The organism is Paenibacillus sp. UNC451MF, from assembly GCF_000686845.1.
GTDB lineage: Bacteria > Bacillota > Bacilli > Paenibacillales > NBRC-103111 > Paenibacillus_S.
On the sequence record NZ_JMLS01000049.1, the window covers coordinates 1 to 20,673 of the forward strand.

The 20,673-nt window shown below is 47.5% G+C and carries 21 protein-coding genes; 19 read left to right on the top strand and 2 right to left on the bottom strand.

Annotated features, from left to right (window positions below):
- The 17 genes from BP97_RS0129835 to BP97_RS37885 form a co-directional block, all read left to right on the top strand.
- On the top strand, positions 1-393 hold a 393-nt coding region (locus BP97_RS0129835), incomplete at its 5' end, for a precorrin-6A/cobalt-precorrin-6A reductase (RefSeq protein WP_028552388.1).
- Positions 394-398: 5 nt separating this feature from the next.
- Entirely contained in the window at positions 399-1,049 is a 651-nt protein-coding gene (locus tag BP97_RS0129840; RefSeq protein ID WP_028552389.1) for a precorrin-8X methylmutase, read from the top strand.
- Positions 1,050-1,062: 13 nt separating this feature from the next.
- The gene (locus BP97_RS0129845; protein ID WP_028552390.1) at positions 1,063-2,178 is read left to right on the top strand and encodes a cobalt-precorrin-5B (C(1))-methyltransferase; all 1,116 of its coding nucleotides are present in this window, start codon (positions 1,063-1,065) and stop codon (positions 2,176-2,178) included.
- Positions 2,179-2,276: 98 nt separating this feature from the next.
- Positions 2,277-3,521, top strand: a complete 1,245-nt coding sequence (locus tag BP97_RS0129850; protein WP_028552391.1) for a bifunctional cobalt-precorrin-7 (C(5))-methyltransferase/cobalt-precorrin-6B (C(15))-methyltransferase — start codon at positions 2,277-2,279, stop codon at positions 3,519-3,521.
- A complete protein-coding gene (cobI, locus tag BP97_RS0129855) occupies positions 3,514-4,224 on the top strand; it encodes a precorrin-2 C(20)-methyltransferase (RefSeq protein WP_028552392.1) in 711 nt (236 codons plus the stop codon). Before BP97_RS0129850 ends, cobI begins: the two co-directional genes overlap by 8 nt.
- Positions 4,224-5,000, top strand: a complete 777-nt coding sequence (cobM, locus tag BP97_RS0129860; protein WP_036746792.1) for a precorrin-4 C(11)-methyltransferase — start codon at positions 4,224-4,226, stop codon at positions 4,998-5,000. Before cobI ends, cobM begins: the two co-directional genes overlap by 1 nt.
- Positions 4,997-6,151, top strand: a complete 1,155-nt coding sequence (locus tag BP97_RS0129865; RefSeq protein WP_028552394.1) for a cobalt-precorrin 5A hydrolase — start codon at positions 4,997-4,999, stop codon at positions 6,149-6,151. Before cobM ends, BP97_RS0129865 begins: the two co-directional genes overlap by 4 nt.
- Entirely contained in the window at positions 6,141-7,547 is a 1,407-nt protein-coding gene (locus BP97_RS0129870; RefSeq protein ID WP_028552395.1) for a cobyrinic acid a,c-diamide synthase CobB, read from the top strand. The genes BP97_RS0129865 and BP97_RS0129870 overlap by 11 nt, the downstream gene beginning before the upstream one ends.
- A gap of 21 nt (positions 7,548-7,568) precedes the next feature.
- Positions 7,569-8,126, top strand: a complete 558-nt coding sequence (locus BP97_RS0129875; RefSeq protein ID WP_028552396.1) for a nitroreductase family protein — start codon at positions 7,569-7,571, stop codon at positions 8,124-8,126.
- A 151-nt stretch (positions 8,127-8,277) separates the two neighbouring features.
- Complete coding sequence (locus BP97_RS0129880) at positions 8,278-9,114, top strand: sugar phosphate isomerase/epimerase family protein (protein ID WP_036746794.1); 837 nt, start codon at positions 8,278-8,280, stop codon at positions 9,112-9,114.
- Positions 9,115-9,128: 14 nt separating this feature from the next.
- The gene (locus BP97_RS0129885; RefSeq protein ID WP_028552398.1) at positions 9,129-9,638 is read left to right on the top strand and encodes a GNAT family N-acetyltransferase; all 510 of its coding nucleotides are present in this window, start codon (positions 9,129-9,131) and stop codon (positions 9,636-9,638) included.
- 378 nt (positions 9,639-10,016) lie between these two features.
- On the top strand, positions 10,017-10,739 hold the full coding sequence (locus BP97_RS0129890; RefSeq protein WP_028552399.1) for an rRNA adenine N-6-methyltransferase family protein: 723 nt from the start codon (positions 10,017-10,019) through the stop codon (positions 10,737-10,739).
- Positions 10,740-10,742: 3 nt separating this feature from the next.
- Positions 10,743-11,975, top strand: coding sequence for an MFS transporter (locus BP97_RS0129895; protein ID WP_028552400.1), 1,233 nt, complete (start codon positions 10,743-10,745; stop codon positions 11,973-11,975).
- 22 nt (positions 11,976-11,997) lie between these two features.
- Positions 11,998-13,146 (top strand): winged helix DNA-binding domain-containing protein, encoded by a 1,149-nt coding sequence (locus tag BP97_RS0129900; protein WP_036746796.1) that lies wholly within the window; start codon positions 11,998-12,000, stop codon positions 13,144-13,146.
- Positions 13,122-13,655: a 2-hydroxyacid dehydrogenase gene (locus BP97_RS37880; protein WP_081824431.1), complete on the top strand. Its 534-nt coding sequence runs from the start codon at positions 13,122-13,124 to the stop codon at positions 13,653-13,655. Before BP97_RS0129900 ends, BP97_RS37880 begins: the two co-directional genes overlap by 25 nt.
- Positions 13,656-13,793: 138 nt before the next feature.
- A complete protein-coding gene (locus BP97_RS0129910) occupies positions 13,794-14,774 on the top strand; it encodes a ribose-phosphate diphosphokinase (RefSeq protein WP_028552403.1) in 981 nt (326 codons plus the stop codon).
- Positions 14,775-14,852: 78 nt separating this feature from the next.
- On the top strand, positions 14,853-15,353 hold the full coding sequence (locus BP97_RS37885; protein WP_051621053.1) for a GNAT family N-acetyltransferase: 501 nt from the start codon (positions 14,853-14,855) through the stop codon (positions 15,351-15,353).
- A gap of 51 nt (positions 15,354-15,404) precedes the next feature.
- On the opposite strand, the gene BP97_RS0129920 is transcribed toward BP97_RS37885, so the two are convergent.
- Together BP97_RS0129920 and BP97_RS37890 are read right to left on the bottom strand one after the other, a co-directional pair.
- Positions 15,405-17,999, bottom strand: coding sequence for an S-layer homology domain-containing protein (locus BP97_RS0129920; RefSeq protein WP_028552404.1), 2,595 nt, complete (start codon positions 17,997-17,999; stop codon positions 15,405-15,407).
- Positions 18,000-18,187: 188 nt separating this feature from the next.
- Positions 18,188-19,324, bottom strand: coding sequence for a response regulator (locus BP97_RS37890; RefSeq protein ID WP_051621054.1), 1,137 nt, complete (start codon positions 19,322-19,324; stop codon positions 18,188-18,190).
- 125 nt (positions 19,325-19,449) lie between these two features.
- Here BP97_RS37890 and BP97_RS41500 point away from each other — a divergent pair, with 125 nt between their 5' ends.
- The gene (locus BP97_RS41500) at positions 19,450-19,572 is read left to right on the top strand and encodes a hypothetical protein (protein ID WP_269321935.1); all 123 of its coding nucleotides are present in this window, start codon (positions 19,450-19,452) and stop codon (positions 19,570-19,572) included.
- A gap of 108 nt (positions 19,573-19,680) precedes the next feature.
- A complete protein-coding gene (locus tag BP97_RS0129935; protein ID WP_028552405.1) occupies positions 19,681-20,577 on the top strand; it encodes a GNAT family N-acetyltransferase in 897 nt (298 codons plus the stop codon).
- The last annotated feature ends 96 nt before the right edge of the window (positions 20,578-20,673 follow it).

Sequence of the window (20,673 nt, forward strand, 5' to 3'; positions counted from 1 at the left end):
GTCGTCATGCTGACTACAGGCAGCAAGACGCTGCACATCTTTGCCAAGCGTCTGCTTGGCCTTCCTAATACAACATTGGTTGCTCGTATGCTGCCTCGCAGAGACAACATGGAAAAATGCGAGGAGCTAGGGCTGGAGCAAAAAAACATTGTTGCGATGCAGGGGCCTTTTTCCAAGGAACTGAACAAGGCTTTATATACTCATTATAATGTTACCCTGATGATCACGAAGGAGAGCGGCAAGGTCGGGGCGGTGGATGAGAAGCTGGAATCCGCGCTGGAGCTTGGGATTGAGACGATTGTCATCGGTCGTCCTTCGGTCGACTATGGCACTTATTTTAGCGAGTTTGACGGAGTCATTAATAAACTAAACGAACTGCTGCAGGAGGCGTAATCAAGATGGATTTTAAAACGGAGTTTAAACCGTTGACGGTACAGCCGCAAGAGATCGAGGAGCAAAGCTTCCGGATGATTACTGAGGAGCTGGGAGAGCATCCTTTCACGGACGAACAATATTCGGTCGTACAGCGGGTTATTCATGCATCGGCGGATTTCGAGCTGGGACGCAGCATGCTGTTCCATAAAGATGCCGTACAGGCGGGGATTCAGGCAATCCGTGCAGGCAAAACGATCGTGGCTGACGTGCAAATGGTGCAGGTAGGCATTAGCAAGCCTCGTATCGCCAAATTCGGAGGCGACGTGAAGGTATACATATCCGATGCAGACGTAATGGAAGAGGCGAAGCGCCTTAACACGACCCGAGCGATTATTTCGATCCGCAAGGCGATTCAAGAAGCGGACGGGGGCATCTATGCCATCGGTAATGCGCCTACGGCTCTGTTGGAGTTAATCCGTCTTGTGAAGGAAGGCGTAGCGAAGCCGGGTCTGGTTATCGGCGTTCCGGTAGGCTTCGTGTCTGCGGCAGAATCCAAGGAAGAGCTCGCGAAGCTGGATATTCCGTTCATTACGAATATCGGGCGTAAAGGCGGAAGCCCGGTAGCCGTAGCAGCAGTGAACGCCATTTCCTTAATGGCGGAACGTCTCGGTTAAGGGGATCTAAACGATGGCTATGGATAAAGGCGCAGATACGAAGGATTCCAAGCCGCTTAGACATGGTTATACGACAGGCTCCTGCGCTGCGGCAACAGCCAAAGCGGCAGTGACAGCCTTGATTGAGCAGCAGCTTCAAACGGAATCGACGATAAGACTGCCCATCGGGCAGCATGTGACGTTTACGATGGTGCGCTGCGAATTTTCGGCGGAGCGGGCAGAAGCTGAGACCATCAAGGATGGGGGCGATGATCCGGATGCTACTCATAATGCGAGGATTATCGCTGAAGTTCATTGGCGGGACGAAGAAGGAATCGAGCTGGATGGCGGCATCGGCGTGGGTCGGGTAACTAAACCAGGCCTTCCTGTCCCTGTCGGAGAAGCGGCGATTAATCCGGTTCCGCGCAAGATGATTCGCGAATCGGTTGCCTCCGTCTTAAACGAATACGACATCCATCGCGGGGTCAGAGTCGTCATCTCTGTGCCTGATGGCGAAGAAATTGCCAAGAAGACGCTGAACGGGCGTCTTGGCATCGTTGGCGGCATCTCGATTCTCGGCACACGGGGCATTGTGGTGCCTTTTTCCACGGCTGCTTACAAAGCGAGTGTAGCCCAGGCGATACGAGTAGCGGTTAAATGCGGCTGCAAGCATATCGTCCTTTCAACAGGCGGCCGTACGGAGAAGTATGGCATCGATATGTACCCGGATTTGCCGGAGGAAGCCTTTGTCGAGATGGGCGACTTTATCGGCTTTGCGCTGACGCAATGCAAGAGACAGGGCATCGAGAAAGTGACGCTCGTTGGGATGATGGGCAAATTTTCCAAAGTCGCGCAAGGTGTCATGATGGTCCATTCCAAAAGCGCTCCGGTAGACTTCGGCTTCCTCGCTCAAGTAGCGGAAGAAGCAGGGGCGACCCAGGTGCAGGCAGCCAGTATTCTGGATGCGAATACGGCGGCTCTTGTTGGAGACTTGATGATGGAGTGGGGCCATCTCGGCTTTTTTGAGAGACTGTGCGCCTATTGCTGTGAAGCCGGACTGAAGGAAGTGCAGGGCGGCATGGAGATAGAAACCGTCATCATCTCGATGAAGGCGAATCTCTTAGGCCATGCCAGTAAGATAGGGGACTAGCTGCAATGCCAAGGCTTGCGGGAGTTAGTCTAAGCTTTTATATTCAGCAATCGGTATCGGGGGAGTGCAGGTTGAAGCAAACGAATCAACTGGCAGCGCTGAAAGTGATCGGCATCGGTGATGACGGTCAGGGAAGCATGCTGCCTCAATATATACAATGGATAGCGGAGAGCGAAGTGCTGGTCGGGGGAGAGCGGCAGCTGCAGTTTTTTCCGGATTACAGCGGAGAAACCATAGCCATTAAAGGTGGCTTGTCCGAGCTCGTGACTCGGTTGAAATCGGAAGCGGAGCTGGGGCACAAGGTCGTCGTGCTGGCATCGGGAGATCCATTATTTTACGGAATCGGGGGCTATTTATCCTCCAAGCTGAACGTGGAGATTTACCCTAATGTTAGCTCGCTGCAGCTGGCTTTTGCACGGATGGGCCAGAGCTGGCAGGACGCTTACGTAACCAGCGTTCACGGACGGAGCATAAAGGGGCTGGCTCAGCGGATCGACGGAAAGGCGAAGGTAGCGCTGCTGACCGATGAGACGAATAGTCCCAAGGAAATCGCTAAGTATTTGCTGTCTTTCGGAATGACGGAATATCGGGCATTTATAGCGGAAAATTTGGGCGGCTCCGACGAACGGACGGGCTGGTATGAGCTGCAGGAGCTTGAAGAGCATGAGTTTTCACCACTGAACGTGATGATTTTGAGCGCCTCGAAAGATGCATTGGCAGGCAAACGTTGGCCTATGGGTATCGATGATGAGATGTTCATTCAGCGCAAGCCGGATAAAGGGCTCATTACGAAAAAAGAAATCCGTGTCATGAGCTTGGCGCAGCTGGCGCTTCAGCCGGACAGCATCGTCTGGGATATCGGCACCTGCACCGGGTCTGTCGCTATTGAAGCGGCACGGATTGCAAGGTATGGCGAAGTGTATGCGATCGAGAAGAATGAAGCCGATTTGCAAAACTGCTTCGACAACATGCATCGTTTTCGGACGGATATTACAGCTATTCAAGGTCGGGCACCTCAAGGCTTGGAGCAATTTCCCGATCCGGATGCCGTATTCATAGGCGGTAGCGGAGGCGAAATGGAGGAGCTTCTCCATGTTTGCTGCAGTCGTCTTCGTCCGGGCGGACGTATTGTGTTAAATGCCGTGACGATAGAAAATCTGTATGAAGCGAACAAAGCGTTTAAAGAAGAAGGATTTACGACGAGTATAACGCTGGCACAGATTGCGCGAAGCAAGCCTATATTGAATTTGACTCGATTCGAGGGTCTTAACCCGATTTATATTATTACGGCTAGGCATAAGGAGTCCGGCGGAGAGGAAATGGAGGGGGCAGCAAGTGAGTAAGTTAGGTGTTTTATACGGATTGGGTGTTGGACCTGGAGACCCGGAGCTGATCACGGTAAAAGCGTTCCGAATCTTGAAGGAATCACCGGTCATTGCTTATCCACGCAAAAAGATGGGGGCCAAAAGCTACGCCCTTACAATAACCGAGCTTTATGTGAATACGGAAGAAAAGACAATGATAGGGCTGACTTTCCCGATGACGCGGGACCGTGAGGCGTTGGAAATGCAGTGGAGCAAGACGGTCAGCACGGTGTGGGAGCACCTGGAGCAGGGGAAAGACGTGGCATTCGTGACCGAGGGTGACCCGATGATTTACAGCACGTTCATTCATTTAATGCGTCTTATGAAGGAGCGTCATCCTGAAGTGGAGGTTCGTTCCATTCCAGGTATTTCGTCCATTAACGCTTCGGCATCCCGACTAGGCATCCCTCTTGCTGACGGCGATGAGCAGATAGCCATCGTTCCCGCAACAGAGGATTATGACAAGATGCGTACCGCTATCGAAAATCATGATTGCGTCGTATTCATTAAAGTCGCTAAAGTAATCGATCTGATGATCCATGTGTTGGGCGATCTCGGATTGACGGACAAAGCGGCCGTATTGACTAAGGTCACTTCTTCGGAGGAGATGATCTGGCGTAACATTCGTGAGCTTCAAGGTAAAGGCTTGGAATATTTAACGTTGATGGTGGTGAGAAAATAATGAAAATTTATATCATCGGAGCAGGCCCGGGCGATCCCGATTTGATTACGGTAAAAGGACTTCGCATTTTGCAGGAAGCCGATGTTGTGCTTTATACGGATTCGCTGGTCAATGAGGAGCTAATTGCTAAGGCGAAGCCGGAAGCAGAGGTTCTGAAAAGCGCAGGGATGGATCTGGACGAAATGGTCGCTATAATGGCGGATCGTGTTAAACAGGGCAAAATGGTCGCTCGCGTTCATACAGGAGACCCGGCCGTGTTCGGTGCGATTATGGAGCAGATTGCGCTGCTGAAAAAAGAAGGCATCGGCTACGAGATCATTCCTGGCGTAAGCTCGGTATTCGCTTCTGCTGCCGCTATCGGCGCAGAGCTCACGATTCCGGAGCTGACCCAGACTCTCATTTTGACCCGTGCCGAAGGAAGAACGCCGGTACCGGAGCTGGAGAAGCTGAAGGATCTGGCGGCTCACCACTGCACGATTGCTTTATTCCTTAGCGCCACTTTGACTAAGAAAGTGGTTGAGGAGCTGAAGAGTGCTGGATGGAGCGAGGACACGCCGGTTGCTGTTGTACAGCGGGCTACATGGCCTGATCAGCTTATTGTCCGGACTACGCTTGCTAATCTCGAACAAGATATGCGCAGCAACGGGATTCGCTCTCATGCGATGATCCTCGCAGGCTGGGCGCTTGATCCGGATATTCACGGTAAGGATGAATATCGCTCCAAGCTGTACGATAAAGAGTTCACGCACCGATTCCGTAGAGGGGTGAAACCATGATCACACTGCGCGAGGGCGAAATTCCTTCGATCGAGCAGCACGGTGATTATGCGATAGTAGCCATCACAAAGCACGGTGTAGAGATGGCACGCAAGCTGCATGGAGCCTTCAGCCATTCGGATTTGTACTACATGTCCAAATTCGAGCGCGGGGATGAGGCGGCACGAGGGATTCAATTGTTTGAAGGCAGTGTCAGAATGCTGTTTCCAGCTTTGTTTCCGGCTTATAAAGGACTCATTATCATTATTTCGTTAGGCGCTGTGATCCGGATGATTGCACCGCTGTTAGTAGATAAAAAAACAGATCCCGGCATCGTCGTTATCGATGACAAAGGGGAGAATGTGATCAGCGTGCTGTCGGGCCATTTGGGCGGCGCGAACGAGCTGACCCGTGAGGTAGCTGCAGCAATGGGAGCAAGGCCGATCATTACGACGGCTTCGGATGTGCAGGGGACTATAGCAGTCGATTTGTTCGGCCGCCGCTTCGGCTGGGAATGGGAGTCAGCGGATAAGCTGACGCCGGTCAGCGCCTCTGTTGTGAATGAAGAGCAGGTTGCCGTCGTTCAGGAGTCGGGCGAGCTTGGCTGGTGGTTGTATGACACACCTCTTCCTCCGAATATTCGTACTTACGGCCATGTTGCCGATGCATTAGCGGCGAAGCCTCAGGCGGCTCTTGTCGTTACGCACCGCGTACTTAGCGCGGATGAAGAGGCGATCCTCGCCAACGGAGTGCTGTATCGGCCGAAGGTGATCGCGCTAGGAATCGGCTGCAATAGAGGCACGTCAGCCGAAGAGATCGAATCAGTGATCTCGGAGACGCTAGCCGAGCTGCGGTTCTCGATGCGCAGCGTGAAAGCTGTCTGCACCATTGATTTGAAGAAGGACGAGGAGGGGCTCCTCGCTGTCGTACAAAAGCACGGCTGGGCGTTCGTGACCTACGCGCCCGAGGAGCTGAACACAGTGACGATGGAAGCCCCATCGGACACTGTGTTCCAATTCACCGGCGCGTACGGCGTGAGCGAGCCGGCGGCGAAGCTGTACTCCGGCGCCTCAGAGCTGGCGCTGGTGAAGAAGAAATCGGGCAATGTCACGATTTCCGTAGCCGTTATCCCGTTCCCGCAGGAAGGGAGCGGGGCAGCCGATGGACGTTAGTCGCAAGATTGTTATTGCCGGAACAGGCAGCGGCGTCGGTAAAACAACGATGACGATCGGCCTGATGGCCGCTTTGCAGCGTCTCGGACGCAAAGTGCAGGGCTTCAAGTGCGGGCCGGACTATATCGATCCGACGTATCATACGGCAGTAACCGGCCGCGTTTCCCGCAACCTCGACAGCTATATGCTGTCGCATGACACAGTCAAAGAAATTTATACCCGCGCGAGCCGTGATGCGGATATCTCCGTCATCGAAGGTGTCATGGGCTTCTACGATGGCAAGAACCCGAAGACTAACGAAGGCAGCACAGCCGAGATCAGCCTCTTGCTGGAGGCTCCCGTGCTGCTCGTGGTGAACTGCCAGAGCATGGCCCGCAGTGCTGCTGCGATTGTTCGCGGCTTCCAGCTGTTGGAGCCTCGTGTCAACATTATTGGCGTCATCGCTAATAAGGTTGGCAGCGAAGGCCACTACAAGCTCGTACGCGAGGCCATCGAACAGGAATGTGATATTCCTGTCGTCGGCTACATGAAACGGGAAGATCATATCGAGATGCCTGAGAGGCATCTCGGCTTGGTGCCGTCCATTGAACGGGGCGAGCTTCAGCCTTTCTTCGATAAGCTCGCCGAGCTTGTCTCTGCTACGGTAGATGTCGAGCGAATCTGGGAGCTTGCACAATCTCCTGCAGTCACATTGGCATCGAATGCCGAAGCAAATTCTGTGTTCCGCAGCCGAGCTAGCCGGTCTGAAGCGCCCGTAAGGATCGCGGTAGCCAAGGATGCCGCCTTTAACTTTTACTATCAGGAGAACTTCGAGCTGTTGGAAGCTTGCGGAGCAGAGTGTGTATTCTTCTCGCCTCTAGCGGGAGAAACGCTGCCTGAAGGCGTTCAAGGCCTTTATATCGGGGGCGGCTTCCCGGAGGAATTCGCCGAGGAGTTATCAGCCAATGAGACGGTCAAGCAATCAATACGTCACGCGATTGAACAAGGACTTCCAACGCTTGCCGAATGCGGAGGCTTCATGTACTTAACGGAGTCTATCGAGCATACGGATGGGCAGAGGCATACAATGCTCGGTCTTATTCCTGGCAGCGTGAAAATGCAGAAGAAGCTTGCGGCGTTAGGCTACCGGGACATTACCGGGATGGAAGGCAACTTCCTGCTTGGACCGTCGGACCGTGCCAAAGGCCATGAGTTTCACTATTCGACCTTCCAACCGAACCAGGATGCAGCGTTCCAAAGTGCCTATGAAACAAAAGGGATGCGCGGAATGAAGCAGGAAGGCTATATCAATGAGAGCGGATCGCTAGTTGCGGGATATACTCATATCCATTTTGCCTCAGCGCCTGAATTGGTAGAACGATGGGTTGAACAATGTGTTAGTTTTCAAAAGAAATAAAGATAGGAAGGAGAAACCTGCATGTCTATTATGGAATTGCTGCAGCAAAGAAGAGCGGTACGCAATGTTCAGCCTGTGGAAGTGGAGGATGAGAAGATTCATGCTCTGCTTGATGCGGCTACCCTTGCTCCAAATGATAGGCTTCGTGAGCCATGGCATTTCTATGTAATCCGTGGAGAGGCGAAGCAGCGTTACGAGGCGGAGGCGCTTCAATATTTAGAGGAGCGTTTTCCGACCAAGCCGAATTTGGTGAAGGAATCTTTAAAAGTTTTGACGGCTACGCCGCTTGTCATTGTCGTTACAGCGGATGTCATTCCTGATGACCCTGCTTCCTCCAAGGATAATGAATATGCGGCTGCCTGCGCGATTCATTCGATGTGGCTTGCGGCTACGGAGATGGGTCTGGGCTTCGTGTGGCGTACGCGCGGAATTGGACTGGTCCATGACGATCGGATGCATAAGTTTATCGGATCGCCAGAAAATAAGAAAGTGATCGGAACGATTTTCATCGGCTATCCGGCAGATGCTCCTGCACCGACTTCAAGAACGCCTCACAGCGATAAAACCACTTGGCTGTAAAACCATACATTTAAATTTTAAATAAGAAAGCAACTGAGACCCTTTTTCCACTTATGGATGAAGGGTTTTTATTATAATAGAGGAGGAGATTTATAATAGATTTATAGGTTGTGGTAATATAAGGTATATTTGGAATGTGGAGGTGGTTGGTGTGGCTGAACATAAATTTGGCGTTTCAGGAAGTACAATTTTATCCGACCCTGAGCTGTTTGAGGAATTATTTTGGCAGGATATAGATCAAATTGAAATAGGTGAATTCCCGGATGAGGCAGCCTTCCGACGGTTTCTGGAAATAACTAGATCGAGGCAAATTCCCTATGGTGTCCATTCGCCATTGCTGCGCAGCGGCAGTAAATATGACTTAATTCAAAACGTGTATATGGAGCCGGAGGAGGCATGGGAACGTCTTGAGAATGAAGTCAGACTATTATCCCGTCTTGGCGCTAAATACGTTTTAGTCCATTTTCCATATTTTAAAGAGGAAGTAACCCAGACCGTAAATGTAAATACACTAATTGAAAACGGACTACGAAGATTACATTCGTTGCAAGAGAAATATTCGATTCCTTTTGTATGCGAGCCTAAGCTTGGACTCCATCGTTCTCCCGTAGGGATAGAGTATTTGCACCATTTTCCTGTTGAGGTATGGGATAAGTATGGGATTAAACTGTGTATCGATATTGGTGATTATTTAATGGAGACAGGAGAGCACATTTTCACCTATTTAACGAAATGGAAGAAATACATAAAAATGGTTCACCTGCATAACGTGGAGTTACAACCCAATAATTATATTTGGATACCTGTTCATCCGACTCACGAGAATAACGGAGATCGATATAAAATCAAAGATCTTATTCATTTTTTATCTAGTTGTGAAGACGTAGTTTTTATTTTTGAACATACACCGCACAGTAATCCGAGTAAAGATTTCATCCAAAGCGGTTATCAATGGGTTCGGGAACTTGTGAAGGGTAACTGTTCGTAAAGGATGTGACTGCCATGGAATTATGGGTCAAAAATATTTCAGAAGACGAGCTAGAGGACTTCGTGTCCATTCTAAGAGAAGCGGCTTTATGGATCAAGATTGGCGGGGTGGAGATGTGGAGCGAAGGTCAATTTACTGTCGAGAACATGCTGAGAAAGCACTCCTTGCAGGAGATGTACATGGGATATATAAACCAAGAAGCGGCAGCAACCATGATTCTTCAGGAAGAGGATACCGTTTTATGGCCTGACTTGGAAAAAAACGACTCCTTATTTCTGCATAAACTTGCTGTTCGCAGGAAATACGCCAAACAAGGCTTGGCTGAAGAGATGGTGAATTGGGCAAAAACGCAAGCAAAGAGCCTTGGCAAAGCATATGTAAGACTGGATTGTGCTGCCGACAGGCCTAAACTATGCCATTTTTATGAGAATCAAGGGTTTAAAAAAGTTAGTGAAAGAGTTATGTTTGGAAAATATAAGACGGCGTTTTATGAATTTTGTACAAACGAACTGATTCAGTTGTAAATCTAGGCTATTCTTAGTATAAAATGTTGGAAGGCTGTGATACGGATGGCGATGAAAGTTATAGCTATACTAGTACTTGCGGGGCTGCCGACGCTTTATTATTTAAAAAACCATTTATGGAATAGGTTATAAAAATTACGGCTATTGTGTAGGGAGTGCGGATGTGGGTAGCGTCTGTACTCTTTTTTAGTGCATACAAATAACACCAACTCTATCGTGTACGATTTTGGAACAGGAGATACGTGTCATTTGTCGTATTGTATATTAGACCCATCCATGAATTTCCAAGTAGCGAGGTGAACGATTCTGAAAAGAAATGAATCCTTCAACACAGACGCACAACTATATGATGAGGTAAGGCCTGCCTATGATTCCTCGGTGATTGACTGGATCATCAACAGAACAAGGATAACGAAGAATGACCAACTGCTCGAAATAGGGCCAGGGACAGGGCAGGCGACATTGTCATTTGCCCAACGGGGGCTAAAAATTCATTGTGTCGAGCTGGGTGAGAAGCTTGCATCCCTATTAAAGGAAAACTGTGAAAAATACCCTCGTGTAACTATTGACGTAAGCCCATTCGAAACATGGCAATCCAATACGGTAAGTCAAGCTCAGCTTATTTATTCGGCTGCAGCTTTCCATTGGATAGATAAGAATATTAAATATAAGAAGTGTGGCGATCTGCTTTCAGACAATGGGTTTCTTGCTTTAATGTGGCACGAGCACACGGATGACACGCCAGAAATCATAACAAAATCATATGAGCTGCTGGAACGTTACTCGGATAAACAATTTCATTTTCAATCCAGGCTAGAGAGAAGGCAAAGGAGGATAGACGAAATAAAACGGAGTGGTTACTTCACTCTACTTGAAACATTCGAATACAAGTGGATGTCGGAACAGACACCGGATGAATTTATAAAAGCGTTTAAGTCCCAATCTTCCTATTTATCGCTCGATCATCAAAGCAAACAGATGCTTTCTAACGATTTATCTCAATTATTAAGTCATCACAACGAACCTGTAAACAAGGAGTATGTAACAGCCGTTTATTTGGCTCAGAAAAAGGCTCCACAATGTGAAGGAAAAGAGGCATAACGTTTGGAGAATCACAGTCGTTACAATTACATTTTGCTGCTTATTGTTGTGTTTGGAGGTTTTCTGATCTTCGGATTTTCAGAAAACATTAAAGGGCCGGCAATTCCCAGAATGCAGGCCGACTTTAGCTTAAATGAAGCTCAGCTGGGGTTGCTGCTGGCCTTAAATTCGCTTGGTTACTTGGTAGCCTGCTCCTATACTTCCATTTTGTCGAGCAAAATAGGAATTAAATGGACCGGCATAATAGCCTTCTCATCCATGGCCGTTTCCGGTGTATTGATGTATTTATCCACGTCCTATTCTTTTCTGTCCGTCGCTTACTTCATTATGTATCTCGGCAACGGCATGCTTGAGATCGGCCTCGCTATTATGGCGGCCCGTATTTTTACCAAGAACACAGGAACGATGATGAATTTGTCTCATTTCTTTTATGGACTCAGCTCGACGGTTGCTCCTATTATTGCGGCTTCGATGATGGGGTGGAATGTTATGGGCGGCGAGCTAGGATGGCGCGGGATGTATTTGGTGATGCTTACTTTATCACTGCTGCCTGTTATTCCTTCTTTGCTGGGACGGTTTCCGAAGGGAAATCACGAGTCGGGGGAGCATAGCTCCTTCCGCAGTCTTGTGTCCGATCCTGTCGCCTGGCTAATCGTTGCTGTTCTATCCTTCGGGGTCGTATCGGAGCTTGCTGTAGGAAGCTGGCTGGTGTATTTCCTGGAAAAAGCTTATGCATGGCCGATTGATGAGGCTTCACGCATGCTGTCTATCTTCTTTCTTTTCTTCATGCTCTCGCGTTTATTTCTTGGACCTATTACCGATAAAATAGGATATACGTTGTCGATCATGATTTTTTCCGCTTTCTCTGGCATTTGCAGCTTGGCGGCTATAATGATTGGTGAAAAGGGTGCCATTCTGTTTGCGATTGCGGGAATAGGCATTGCGCCCATCTATCCTACGGTTATGGCCTTGCTCGCCAAGAGATACGTTAAAGGAGTAGATACGGCCATCACGTTTACTGTCACACTCATGGGAATTGCGAGCGTCATCGGCAATCTTCTGATCGGGTATATCATCGATAGGGTACGCAGCATCTTCTCCATGAGGAATGAAGTGGATAGCCAGCTTATTGGGCTGCAGGCAGGGTATGGGTTTATTGCGATTCTCGCACTGTTATGCTCGGTTACCTGCCTTTTCTTGTACATGCACCTTCGGAAAAGAAACGAAGTCGTCTAAGTTTATGAAGAGGTGAATTAGGATGAACGCAAAACGCACCATCATCCAAGAAAGTGTAAGGCATGACAACGTACTGGGACCACGTGCCCTCAATCGTGCGCTTCTAGCCCGGCAATTTCTTATAGAACGCACGCGATTACCTGTTGGTGAGGTTCTTGAGCATCTTATCGGATTGCAGTCGCAAGCCCCTAATCCGCCTTATTTTGGCTTATGGACACGATTGAAGGACTTCACACAGGAGTCCTTATCTCAGTTATTGTTGAACCGTCAAGCGGTACGCATTGCTCTCATGCGTTCAACGATCTTTCTTGTTACTAGTCGTGATTGCTTGACACTTCGCCCTTTAGTACAGCCTGTTTTGGACCGGGGGTTGAAGGGCAATTATGGAAAGTATCTAAATGGTATAGACCTCCATGCGGCTGGAGCCTACGGCAGACGTCTTGTAGAAGAGAAGCCTCTTACCTTTAGTGAGATGGGTCAGCTGCTGCAAGAACAATGGCCGGATTGTGATCCGTCTGCGCTCTCTGCCGTAGTCCGCACGCTGGTACCGCTGGTGCAGACTCCTCCCCGCGGCATATGGGGTTCAAGCGGCCAGGCTGTTCATACCTCAGCCGTGAGTTGGATCGGCAGTCCTCTTGCCAGTGAGGGTACGCTGGAGAGTCTGGTTACTCGCTACCTGAGAGCTTTTGGACCTGCATCGATCTCCGATGTCCAGGTATGGTCCGGTCTGACCCAGCTTCGCAAGGTGATGGAACGGCTGAGGCCGCATTTGTGCACCTTTGTTGACGATAATGGCATTGAATTGTTCGATGTTCCCGGAGGGGAACGGCCAGATGTGGATACTCCAGTCCCTGTGCGTTTTTTGGCTGAGTTTGACAACATGCTTCTATCGTATAAGGATCGCACCCGGATTATAGCGGATGATTATAGGAAGCGTGTTTTTACTGTCAACGGCATTATCAAAGCGACGATTCTTATCGACGGCTTCGTCCAAGGCCTTTGGAGAATAAAATGTAAAGGAAGCACAGCGACGCTGATTATCGAACCTTTCCAACTGATATCACAATCCGTGAAGGATGAACTCACCGTGGAAGGTGAGCGACTGCTTCTTTTCGCAGAACCGGATGCTACCGTTCGAGATATTCAATTTGTCGCTGGAGATCCGACTTAACGCCAAACTACGAATTATCCGGTAAAAAACTAGGGATTATAGGCTATGGAGCCATAGGTCAAAAGGTCGCGGAGATTGGTGCGGCACTGGGGATGACGATTTTGGTCTCATCAAAAAATCATACAGCAGAGATCGACCGATTCCCTCTGGAGGATGTATTAATGCAGTCCGATATCCTTTCAATACATACCTCTACAAAACCAGGCAATGAGCAGCTTATAAGCAAAGAAAGGATTGCAATGATGAAGGATGGGGCAATACTGATTAATACGGCAAGAGGCAAGCTACTGGATTACGATGCCTTAGAAATTGCATTGCTTCAGGGAAAGCTGTTTGGAGCTGGACTCGATGTGTTCCCGGAAGAACCGGTCAGATCAAGCAGCATATGCAATTTGCCGAATGTGATTTGTACGCCCCATCTTGCTTTTTATACAGATTATACATTGACCATAATGAATGAACATGTAATTAATAACGCTGTGCAATATGTAGTTAAAAAATATAGCTAAGTGGACCATACGATTGTCTAAGTTTGGGTAATGATACCTTATGAGCTGTCCAGAGTTCATGAAATTGTCAATCCATTATATGTATTTTTATGGAATAATCATACGTGAATATAGTTACAGCAAAATAAGGAGGGCCACATGAACATTGGTGAGATCAAAGTATTCGCCGGAAGCTCAGGGAAAGCCTTTGCGGACAAGATGTGCCGATATTTGGGAGTCGAAGTCGGGAAGTCTGAGACGCTGACTTTCTCCGAAGGTAACACATTCGTCAGAATCGGGGAGACGGTCCGGGATAAAGATGTATACCTTGTACAATCGATCGGCCTAAAACCTAATGATGAGTTCGTTGAAATTTTATTTTGGGTTGATGCTTTTAAAAGGGCAAGCGCCAACACTGTGACTGTCATTCTACCCTATTTCAGTTATGCAAAAGGGGATAAAAAAGACGAGCCGAGGGTTTCTATTCGAGCAAGAGTGTGTGCAGAGTCTATTGAATTAGCCGGTGCGGACCGAGTTGTCGCCATGGATCTGCACAGCCATCAAATTCAAGGTTTTTTCAAAAAACCGGTGGACCATCTCTTTGCCCTCCCCGTGCTGTGTGAAACCATCGCTCGCATGCAGTTATCTGATCTGGTTATCGTTTCTCCAGATGCAGGGTTCGCAAAGCAAGCCCGCAAATATGCTGACTACTTAGGCGCTCCTCTCGCAATTGGAGATAAAACGAGAACAGATCACAATGAACGAGCTGAAATTTTGGAGCTAATCGGTCATGTCGAGGGGAAAACTGCCCTGATCATTGATGATTTCTCCATTTCAGGCGGGACTTTAATTGAACTATCGAAGCTGTTGGTCCAACGGGGCGCGACAAGAGTACTGGCCTGCTTATCGCACTTGGTGCTCAATGAAGCCGCTGTACGGAAAATTGAGGACAGCCCAATTGAGCTGATTCTTAGCACTGATTCAGTGGACAACCCTCATCTTGTGCATTCGAACAAATTTAAGCTGGTTTCCGTAGCTCCTTTATTCGGGGAAGCCATAAGTCGAATTCATAACAGAGAATCTGTAAGTCCTTTGTTTGAACGAGTTCCTGATAAAGTCATTAGAAGTACGTTTGAATAGCGATATCGCAATGGAGGAGTTTGCCTTGAGGCAGGCTCTTTTTTTCTCCATGATTGAGAATAGGGGAGTGAAGGGGAAATGGATGAGGTTGTAATTAAAAAGGTGAATCGATTGGATACTTTGGAGCTATCCTTGTTGGTTAATGAAAGCACGAACGAAGGATTTCGCCATCTTCAACGATTAGTAAATGATTATGAGAGTGCCCGCAATACATTCGATAAGCAGGGGGAGGCAATCTTCATTGCGTACCATCAGGGGAAGGTGGTTGGAGTCTGTGGACTGAACCAGGACCCTTATGCCAAAGAGAATAAGGTTGGCCGAGTTCGTCGTATGTATGTCTCATCTGGCAGCCGCAGGCTTGGTATTGGAAGATTATTAATGGATGCGGTCATTTCAGAAGCAAGGCGTCATTATAGCTTACTTGTTCTTAAGACAGATAATCCTGGAGCCGACTTATTTTACCGATCGTTAGGGTTTGTCGCTGATACTCCATCAGCCCATTACAGCCACGTCCTTACATTAAAGGGTTCGGATCATATCTGGAAAATATTTGAGGAAAAGCCTCGTTATAAAATCTAATAAAAAATCACTGCTGTTTGGTAGTAACCATACGGCAGTGATTTTTTTGAATTACTTGATGCTATCCAGTAAGTTCTTGATTTGTGGACTCAAATTCAAAGTGTTCAGAATCATCGTCAATGCTTCTGCTCGAGTAGATGGAGCTTCCGGATCAAACTTATTCCCGCCTTTACCGGCAATGATACCTGCTTTGGCGGATTCTTGAATTTGTTTGGCGGCAAAGGATTGGCTGATGTCGGAAAACTCGCTGACCGTATTATTACCTTGTACGGCATTCATGTTTACGATTCGGCTAATGATGGCAACCATTTCAGCACGGGTGATAGTTTGATCAGGACGGAATTCTTGTCCATATCCGTTCAATATACCTGCCTTCGCAAGTTTATCGATAACTTCCTTTGCCCAATGGCTGCTAATATCGTTAAGTTCAACGGATTGCTTGTTCGTATCAACGATTTGGAACACTTTATCGATGATCGTTGCGAATTCTGCGCGAGTGATTTCGCTATCCGGTTTGAATTGACCGTTTTCGTATCCGTCAATCACTTTGAGCTTAATGAAAGTATTAATCGTCTTTTCTGCCCAATGCTGCTTGGTATCGGAGAAGGGTATCATGGCATTGTTTTTTTGGGCTTCTTCAATTCTGGATTTAATATTGTTTACTACATGGCTATCGTTTTGCACAGCTTCATTCTTAAACACGTTTGGAGCTGACTGTTCGGTTGACTTGTCAGATGGCTTATCTGTCTCTACAGGCTGTTTGGTGTCTGTTGAAGGCTGTGTGGCAGCAGCAGAAGAAGAACTGCTGCTGTGGCTGCTGCTTGGTCGATAAACAGTTACTTCAACAACTTTGGTCTGGTTTTGGAATGTAACAGTAACATTCGAAGTTCCAATTCCTGTTGCTGTAATGAGACCGGCAGGACTTACCGTTACGACGTTTTCATTGGCGGTCTTGTACTCAGACAATGCAGCTACATCCGCTGTTGTTTTATCGCTATACGTTGCTGTGACTTCAAGTTGTTTTGTGTTACCAAGGTTAATGATGATGCTGACTGGATTAACGGACAGTGATACGACATCGACAGAGATTGGTGCGGGAGATACCGTAACCGAAATAGTTACCGTGTAACGGCTCAGCTCGCCTGTAATTGTAGCGGAACCTGCCGAATGAGCCGTAATGACTCCAGTATTGGATACAGATGCCACTTGAGAGTTATCTGAGCTCCAAGCTAATAGGCTAGTTACAACTGCACTTGTATGATCGGAATATGTGGCGGTAACAACTGCAGGTGCGCTTCCGCCTTCTTCCAGGTTGACACTGCTTTGGTTAACAGATAGGCCTGTTAGTGTCGTCGAAGGCGCCTCAAGTGTTGCTGCATGGATGGTAACGCCAGCACTTTCCATGTTCCGATTGTCAATGACGATGACTTTGTAGCTGTATGCCGTGTTTGGAGTCAAACCCGTAAAGGTATAGGTATTGGTCGTTACAGATGAAGTGACTGCATCGTTAGCGTCTTTAATTCTAATACCTTTCATATTTATCAACGGATTGTCCCAGTTCAATGTAATGCTGGTAGGAGTTGCCGAGTAGTTCGTATTCACCACGTCAGGTACTGGCGCTATGGAAGCAACGGTTACGGCAATGGTCTTCGTATCTTGGGTATCGCCGACTTTATTGATTTTCACCGTGACATTTCCATTCACATCTGTGTTGGAGTACGTGATGGCACCGTTATTGGCTATGCTAGAATTAGAGGACGCCAACGTCAGTGTCACACCCGTATCTGCCATCCCGGGCAGACCGTTGAGATAGGTCAGCAGGTTCGAATAGGTTCCTTCAGTAACCGTAAGAGTTGACGGGATTAAAGCCTTGGCAGCAGCGGTGGCCTCGTTCACAAAAGTATGCTTGTGCACATTAGACGTAGAGATGTAATGCGTACCATCCGGGAGGAATACGATACCAAATCCGCCGGGTACGGTTTCGATTAACTGCCTTTTGGAAGGATCTATAAATATTTTTCCAGTCAGATCGGCTTGAGCGATTTTATAAATTTTGCCCCATTCATCAAAGAAGTACAGGTCTCCGTTAGGGCTGAAATTAATGCCGTATAGGGGTTGCGTAGTACTCAGGAAAATCGGTTCAAGAACCTGGCCTTGACCCAGCTTGTAAATGCCTTTGGTCGTATAATCCGTCATGTACAAATTATCATCGGCGTCGAAGGCTAATCCATATGGATAATGTAAAGTTGTACCCGTATAAAATATTTGGCTGTTACTGGTTATCTGTGCCGAATTTAAGGGCAAATCTGTCAGTGAGGACGCCGGAATCTTATAGACGATGCTAGTGTAGTTGTCGTTAGTATAAAACAAGTCGCCTTGACTGTTAAAAGCAACAGACATAGGATTTGCATATTTACTCATGACCAACACATCGCTGACTTGACCGGTTGCTACTGAAATCCTTGAAATTTTGTCTGCATCCCGTTGGGCTACATAGATATAACCGTCATGGTAGGCCAGGGATCTCGGATCCGTTATGGTGCTCGGTCCGGATGAGGAGGAACCAGCCCAAGCTGAAGAGATGGGAAGCATGCCTAGTACGAGGGATAGGATCATTAGAATCAAAAACGGTTTCTTGCCTTGCATGGAACGACCTCCGTTTGTAAGATGATAGACTTGATGAGTAGTTCGGCGTGTCATTGTTAATTTGCCGTTTGGGCTTTATGACTAAAGTCCTGTTTACGACAAAATTCAACATTAAAACGACACCATATTCTATCACATCAGATCTTAACAAAATCTGAACAAACGGCGGCCTTATCACCATTTAGATTTCATGAGATACTCCTGCCTCCTGATGAGGATATCATTTCATCGTACAGCCTGGACGTTTCTTCCTCCAGCTCGATATCCAGCCGTTCTTTTACTGCGCGTTCCAGCTGTTTAAATATTTTAATGGCTTCGCTTCGATTGCCGCTCTCGAGGTACAATTTAATCAGCTCGCGTCCTTCCTTCTCGGAGTCCGGCGAAACAGCCAATACATGGTGCAAGCACTGGATGGCATATGCGGTCTGATTGTGCTTATAAAAATAAGCGCATAGCCTCCTTAAGGCTTCAGTATAGCGTCCAGACAGCTGCTCTCGCTTCATTAAACTCCATCTGTAATCGCTATCCATCAAGTAATCGCCACTGTACAAAGCGGCAAGCCTCTCCAATCGTTCGGCGCTGAGCCCTTCCCCCCGCAGCGTTTGGTCCAGCTGCGCTTCTATTTCCAACACATCCCATGGGAGAGAGCCGAGCTGAAGAGCATATCCGTTGCCAATTTTATTAACATTTATAGGTAGATGATGAGAACGTAAGTTTTTTCTTAATAGTGAAATGCATGTATAAAGATAGGCTCTAGCTTTGTCCACATCGGATTCTGGCCATAGCGCTTCCATAATAACAGTCTGCTCGACTACTTGTCCTCCACGATGAATGAGAAACGCGCATAATTCTTTCTCTTTGGTGGTTCGCCAGGACAGCATTCCCTGCTCCGGGGCCCCGAGATGAACTGCAAATCCGCCCATGCATTGAACCGATGGCCCATCTGTCACCGCCTTAGGAATCGACGAAGCTTCCCGAATTCGCTGTACGGATTGACGGAGCCTCTCAACACGAATAGGCTTCAATAGATAGTCCATGGAACGGATTTCAAACGCTTCTATAGCGTGCTCGGCATACGCCGTCGTGAATATGATCTGGATTTTTGGATGAATGACTTGAAGAGCTCTTGCAAGGTCCATACCTTTCATGCCTGGCATTTCGATATCCAAAAATACCCCGTCCGCTTGCAGGTATTTCATTGCGTCAAGGGCTTCCAAAGGGTTCGTATATTTGCCGATCACAACCACTTCTCCGATTTCATTCAGCAGGATACCCAACATTTCCAGGGCATGTTCCTCATCGTCAACAAGCACTACTTTTATCATCCATGTCCCTCCCGCCAGATTGTTCCAAACGTTAATATAATACCATTAACCTATAACACTTGGTTATGATTTGTTTGTTTCAATGCGGTTTCTGATAAATTAAATGATTCGGAGGTTGTTACTGAATGGAACAAGGTGCAAGCATTGCATACTTCACTTCAAGAAGTAGATGCAGGGACGGCAGAAAGCTCGCCGACGGAATTGCTATTTCCATGTGTATGATCCGGACGGCAACCGAGTTGACGTAAGCAGCTTTTAGATGACAAATTATATATAAAAAAGTTTACCCAATAAAGCTACGCTTCCCTTTGGTACAATAAAGAGACCGTCGTGCAACTTAAGGGAGGATAGTGACGATGAGCGAGCTGCAATTGATTAAAGATTATTTGGACGATGAACAGCGGCGCAATAGTTTGTTTAAACTTGCTGTCCGAGTATTTGGTATACAGTTTGGGACCTGGTACCAATTAGGTGCTTCGAATAAAAGATACATCCCTTTTTCTTATTTTGATGAGGACAAAGCGGTAGCAAATGTATCGGTGAATCTGCTGGATTTGATTATTGACGGTGAGGTTAAAAAAGCCATACAAATCGGTACGGTCATGACGCACCCGGAGTATCGAAATCGAGGGCTTTCCACCGAATTAATGAATCTAGTTATTGAGCAATACGAAGCTACGTGTGATGTTATGTATCTTTTCGCCAATCAAAGTGTTTTGAATTTTTATCCTAAATTCGGGTTTGAGGCGGTAAGCGAGCATCTCTTTTCGATTGAATGGGCATCCAGTCAAAGGCCGGTGGCGGGGGAGGGGATTCGTCCTTTAGATGGGAACAAAAAGGAGGATTTTCAATTCATAGCTCGTTTTGCAGTGGAAAGGCTGCCGGTCTCTCAACGGTTTGGCACCGCCAATGACCAAGGGATCTTGATGTTTTATTGCCTGAACGTATTCAATAGGGATATTTATTATTTGGAGCAAGAAGAAGTTATTGTGATCTATCAGCAATATGAAACAGAGCCGTCACGCCTGGATATTTATGATATTATCAGCCAGAAAGAAATCGGCATTGAAAGGGTCTTGGCCCGAATTGCCGGTGACGGCATTAAAAAGATAGTGTTCCATTACACCCCGGACTATAACGGGATTCAATTGGAATCCAGCAGCTTTAAGGGTGACGATGTGCTTTTTGTCAAAACAAAGGGGAGTGTCTCATTTTCTGCTCCCATGAAGCATCCTATAACAGCCCAAGCCTAGGTTAATGCTGAGCGGGAAAGTGATACTTCATGATTTTGAATCGAATTCCATGCGGCGTATACAGCTTATGATCTAACCATGGCGAGTCTTCCTTAA

Bases quoted from the DNA above. Each gene is read 5' to 3' on its own strand.
- BP97_RS0129870 (WP_028552395.1), top strand. From the start codon at position 6,141: ATGGACGTTAGTCGCAAGATTGTTATTGCCGGAACAGGCAGCGGCGTC.
- BP97_RS0129875 (WP_028552396.1), top strand. From the start codon at position 7,569: ATGTCTATTATGGAATTGCTGCAGCAAAGAAGAGCGGTACGCAATGTT.
- BP97_RS37885 (WP_051621053.1), top strand. From the start codon at position 14,853: ATGGATGAGGTTGTAATTAAAAAGGTGAATCGATTGGATACTTTGGAG.
- BP97_RS0129845 (WP_028552390.1), top strand. From the start codon at position 1,063: ATGGCTATGGATAAAGGCGCAGATACGAAGGATTCCAAGCCGCTTAGA.
- BP97_RS0129920 (WP_028552404.1), bottom strand. From the start codon at position 17,999: ATGCAAGGCAAGAAACCGTTTTTGATTCTAATGATCCTATCCCTCGTA.
- BP97_RS0129935 (WP_028552405.1), top strand. From the start codon at position 19,681: ATGAGCGAGCTGCAATTGATTAAAGATTATTTGGACGATGAACAGCGG.
- BP97_RS0129840 (WP_028552389.1), top strand. From the start codon at position 399: ATGGATTTTAAAACGGAGTTTAAACCGTTGACGGTACAGCCGCAAGAG.
- BP97_RS37890 (WP_051621054.1), bottom strand. From the start codon at position 19,324: ATGATAAAAGTAGTGCTTGTTGACGATGAGGAACATGCCCTGGAAATG.
- BP97_RS0129885 (WP_028552398.1), top strand. From the start codon at position 9,129: ATGGAATTATGGGTCAAAAATATTTCAGAAGACGAGCTAGAGGACTTC.
- BP97_RS41500 (WP_269321935.1), top strand. From the start codon at position 19,450: ATGGAACAAGGTGCAAGCATTGCATACTTCACTTCAAGAAGTAGATGC.
- BP97_RS0129865 (WP_028552394.1), top strand. From the start codon at position 4,997: ATGATCACACTGCGCGAGGGCGAAATTCCTTCGATCGAGCAGCACGGT.
- BP97_RS0129900 (WP_036746796.1), top strand. From the start codon at position 11,998: ATGAACGCAAAACGCACCATCATCCAAGAAAGTGTAAGGCATGACAAC.
- cobM (WP_036746792.1), top strand. From the start codon at position 4,224: ATGAAAATTTATATCATCGGAGCAGGCCCGGGCGATCCCGATTTGATT.
- BP97_RS0129910 (WP_028552403.1), top strand. From the start codon at position 13,794: ATGAACATTGGTGAGATCAAAGTATTCGCCGGAAGCTCAGGGAAAGCC.